At 47.4% G+C, this 2,188-nt stretch carries 1 protein-coding gene; it reads right to left on the bottom strand.

What is annotated here, in order from left to right:
* Nucleotides 1-105: 105 nt before the first annotated feature.
* Complete coding sequence (locus KIS30_09965) at nucleotides 106-1,638, bottom strand: hypothetical protein (protein MBX8647060.1); 1,533 nt, start codon at nucleotides 1,636-1,638, stop codon at nucleotides 106-108.
* Nucleotides 1,639-2,188: the final 550 nt, after the last annotated feature.

The raw sequence follows: 2,188 nt of genomic DNA, 5'->3' as shown, positions 1-2,188 counted from the left end.
GGGTAGCCTCCTTCCAGCATTTGATCCAGACCGGGGATACCAGTGGTTTCCCTTTCCACTCCCTCGTCTTCCGTGAATGTTCTGTCTGAAGGGCGTTTCAAAGCGTTATTCCTCCGTGGTATCGTCGAACGATTCTGTTACGGCGGTAAAAAAATCTTCGCCAACCCTCCTTGATTTAGGCGGCGAAAGTTTAGTTTTGAGGTCTCCATTTGTGTGGTTGGTTTGCGAGCCGTTAGCAATAGCGTCTTCAAGAGGAATGAGTTCGAGTTCAGGATATCCATTCCTGAATGAAAACTGAATACAGTAGAATCCGGTTCGCGGCTTAATGCCGTAGATAACCAGTGTTCCAAGTCTCTGTGTCAGCACAAGGTGTATCTGCGAAATGTTGGCCACTTTTGGAGTGAGTTCCAGGTTGGGCCGGGCAATAATGGCCTGTATGTCATTGTTGACTGCCGCTCTGGCAGCTACTGTGGCCAGAAAAGTCATTACGCCTTCATTGTAGAAATTCTGCACAGTATCGAGTGCCATCAGCATCCAGATTATCTTCTGTTCTTCTTTGAAAGACTCGTACGTATTCAGCCATTTACGGAAATCTTCATCCTTGCGCAGTGAAAAGTTGATGGCAACAGGATCTTTGACCTTGTCTGTGGTGAAAAGTTTGAGATTCGAATCATACACCTCTCTCGGAACGAACTGTGTTATGAAGGGCCTTGCGCGTTCCGGATCATAGTCGCTGTAGAGGAAAGCCATCACTGCGTTGTTGGTGGAAAGAAAATTAAGCAACATGCATATGGGCACGTATAGCTGGCCCTCGAACGGGACGTCTCCCCTGAACTCCACAAGAACAGTTGATCCCCTGGGTATGCCGCCGCCTAGAATGTAGTCCAGATCTCTGCTTCCGGTTGACATATATGTTTCGGTATTCTCAACGGGCTTGAACGTGTTAGTGGTTGGCGGCAATCTGAATTTGAACGGCTCCAGATACTGGAAGCGGCCATTAAACAGGGTGAAGAGATAGCTTTCCTGCATTATTGGCTGTCCTCTCAGCTTTCTGATTTCCAGTCTTCTCTCACGCCTGTCTTCAATTAATGTTCTGTCCAGTACGATTATTATGTCCGCCAGCTGGTCCAGGGTCGTATCAGCGTCGGGCCTTTCGCTGACCAGCAAGAGTCTCGAGCCAGTCTCTTCAACCACTGCCATGAGAGATTGTTCCACCTTCATTCTCGCTTCCTGTGGTATGTAATCCGCCATGCCTTCCCACGAATCCAGCACGACAAATGGATTACGCATTTTTGACAGGAGGGTGTGCAGTCCCGTGACTACTTTGTGGGGAATGACAAACTGAGTTGGATCGAATTCGAGTGTAGAAAAGAATTTGACGTTCGGCCTCTCGCTCAGAGGCTTGGTCAGTGAGTGCTGATAAATCAGTTTATCAGGATAAGTTCTCGTCGAAATGTATACAATGTCACCCTTTGACTGAAGGCGTGTCATAAGCTCGAGTGACATTGTTGTCTTTCCTGTGCCGGTTTGTCCTTTCACAAGCAAAACAAGACCTGTTCTATCAAGAACGGTTTCGAGTTCCGGTGGAAAAGACATACTATTTGCGTCGTATTCGTTCTGAGGAGAAGCTATAGCCACTGTTTCAATTCCTTATTGCTGAGTTAATTTTACGATATAAATCGATTATGTGCACTTTACAAATGCATTGTATTCGCTATGAACACATATGATGTCACTATTGTGGTATTTACAAACACTCCATTGGCCTGTCACGTCGTATTGCCTGTCTTGCTGGCAATTTCTACGGCACCTTTATAAACGCGGGGGATGACCGGCCGAACACAAATGGCTTTCTCCCATGACGGCAGTTTTTTGGTCCCCTGTCTGGAGATAAAGTTTAGCTCAATTCATTTCCCTAATCTCGTCGATCGCATTACTGTTTTTGAAAGCGAGCGACAAATATATCGCAACGCCAGAATATGCCCAGGCCAGCAGGACAGGGCATGCCCGAAATCACGCATATGGATAGAACGCAAGACCAGGGGGTGGCTTCTGGAGTCTCACCTGTGTCCCGCAGTCTGTCTCCCGCCGAAGCACGAACAGCCACGGATTCTTCCATAGGAAGCTATTGTATTCAAACGGTGGAGGATTTCACGGAATCACATATCCAGAACGGCCGCGCTAAACC

Source organism: Candidatus Sysuiplasma acidicola (assembly GCA_019721035.1).
In the GTDB taxonomy this organism is placed as follows: Archaea; Thermoplasmatota; Thermoplasmata; order Sysuiplasmatales; family Sysuiplasmataceae; genus Sysuiplasma; species Sysuiplasma acidicola.
Note: the sequence above shows the minus strand (reverse complement) of the source record. Positions and strands in the feature narration are given on the sequence as shown.